Here is a 2,159-nt window from a genome sequence, read left to right as displayed (position 1 = left end):
GTGGCGCGGAGCCGGGAAGTGTGCCTCGACGCCTATATGAACCAGGACGTGCCGTTCGAGCGGTTGGTGGAGGTACTCGACCCGCCGCGGGTGCTGGGGCGCCAGCCCTTGTTCCAGACGATGCTGGTGCTGAACAGCGGGGCGGAGGGCAGCTTTGCAGCGCCCGGCCTGAAGACGCAGCCCCTGTCCGTCAGCGTGCCGACGGCGAAGTTCGATCTGTGCTTCACCTTCACCGAAGAAGATGGAGCCTGGCGCGGCGAGCTTGAATACAGCGCCGAGCTGTTTGATCGGGCAAGCGCGGAGGGCCTGGCGGCGCGCCTGATCGGCGTGCTGGAGCAGGGTGTGGCGGACCCGGACCAGCCGTTGCCGAAGCTGAGCGTGCTGCTGCCGGGTGAAGCGAGCCGACTGACAGAGGATTTCGCGGGACCTCGGCGCTCGCTGCCCGAACCCGCAACGCTGCCGGGGCTGTTCGAAGCGCAGGCAGCACGCACGCCGAAGGCGATCGCGCTCACGGACGGGGAGCGATCGCTGGACTATGCCGGGCTCGAGGCCGCAGCCAACCGCATCGCCTGGCGCCTGATCGGGCTGGGCGCGGGTCCCGAGACAGTGGTGGCGCTGGCGTTCGATCGGTCGATCGAGATGGTGACGGCGGTGCTGGGCGTGCTGAAGGCGGGCGCCGCCTATCTTCCGCTCGATCCCGATCTGCCGGCCGAACGCCTCGACTTCCTGCTGTCCGATGCGCGGCCGCAGGCTGTGCTGACGACGCGCGTGCTCGCCGACCGCCTGACAGGCCTGGCTGAGGCCGATGCCACACTGATCGCGATTGACGACGATGCCGGTCTCGATGCCGCGCCTGACCATGCGCCGATGGACGCCGATCGCGTCGCGCCGCTCGACCCGAGGCATCCCGCCTATCTCATCTACACGTCAGGCAGCACCGGTCAGCCAAAGGCCGTCTGCATCGAGCATCGGAGCATCACCCACTATGTCGACCATGTCGGCTGTGACGTGCTCGGCGCGGATGCGGTATCGATGCCTCTGTTCACGGCAGCCGGGTTCGACCTTACGCTGACCAGCCTGTTCGTGCCGCTCTGCCATGGCGGACGGATCGACATCGTTGCCGAGCCGCGCCCAGAGGCAGCGCTGGCAGCAGTTTTCGCGCTCGATCCGCCATCAGGTACGATCAAGCTGACCCCCTCGCATGTGGCGCTCCTAGAAGGAAACGGCTTCTCGCCAGCCCCGATCGGCGTGGTGATGCTGGGCGGCGAGGCGGTGACGTTGGAGCATCTCGCGATCCTGCGGACCTACTGTCCCCAAGCACGGATCATCAATGAATATGGGCCGACCGAGACCACCATCGGTGTGATCGCGGGTGAGATTAATGATGAGATCACCATCGGCTCTCCCTACGCCAACACCGGCGTTTACATATTGGATTCCGGGCTTGATCTGTGCCCGCCTGGTGTGGTGGGGGAGCTCTATGTGTCGGGCGCCGGGCTGGCGCGCGGATATCACGGCCGGCCCGGGCTGACCGCGTCGCGCTTCGTGGCGAGCCCGTTCGGGGACGGAGAGCGGCTCTATCGGACCGGCGACCGAGGCGCCTGGCGGTCGGATGGCCAGCTCGTCTATCACGGTCGCGCCGACAATCAGGTGAAGCTGCGCGGCTTCCGCATCGAGCCGGCGGAGATCGAGGCGGCGCTGCTCGACCAGCCCGAGGTGGCGCAGGCCGCAGTGGTGGTACGCGGCACGGACGCTGATGCGCGCCTCGTCGGCTATGTAGTGGTGGCCCCAGGCACGGACATAGACGTGACAGTGCTGCGGACCCGCCTCGCCGGGCGGTTGCCGGGCTACATGGTGCCCGCCGCGCTGGTCGCGCTGGATCGCCTGCCGCTGACGGTCAATGGCAAACTGGACCGGACGGCGCTGCCCGAGCCGGCAGTGGTCGTGGCCGCGCACGTGGCGCCGGCCACGCCCGACGAGGTGACACTCTGTGCGATCGTCGCCGAGCTGGTCGGTGCCCCCCGGGTCGGGATGGAGGACAACTTCTTCCATCTCGGCGGTCACTCACTGCTGGCGGTGCGCCTGGTCGCCCGCCTGCGCGAGCGCCTCGACCGAGATGTCTCCGTCCGCATGGTGTTCGAGCATCCCGTTCTCCAGAA

1 protein-coding gene is annotated in these 2,159 nt (G+C 67.9%); it reads left to right on the top strand.

Going from position 1 to position 2,159, the window contains the following annotated elements; translation table 11 throughout:
• On the top strand, nucleotides 1-2,159 hold a 2,159-nt coding region (locus D2V17_RS14565), incomplete at both ends, for a non-ribosomal peptide synthetase (RefSeq protein ID WP_147367426.1).

It is taken from the genome of Aurantiacibacter xanthus, assembly GCF_003584015.1.
GTDB lineage: Bacteria > Pseudomonadota > Alphaproteobacteria > Sphingomonadales > Sphingomonadaceae > Alteraurantiacibacter > Alteraurantiacibacter xanthus.
The sequence above is the reverse complement of the archived record's forward strand: the minus strand, read 5'-3'. Positions and strand labels throughout refer to the sequence as shown.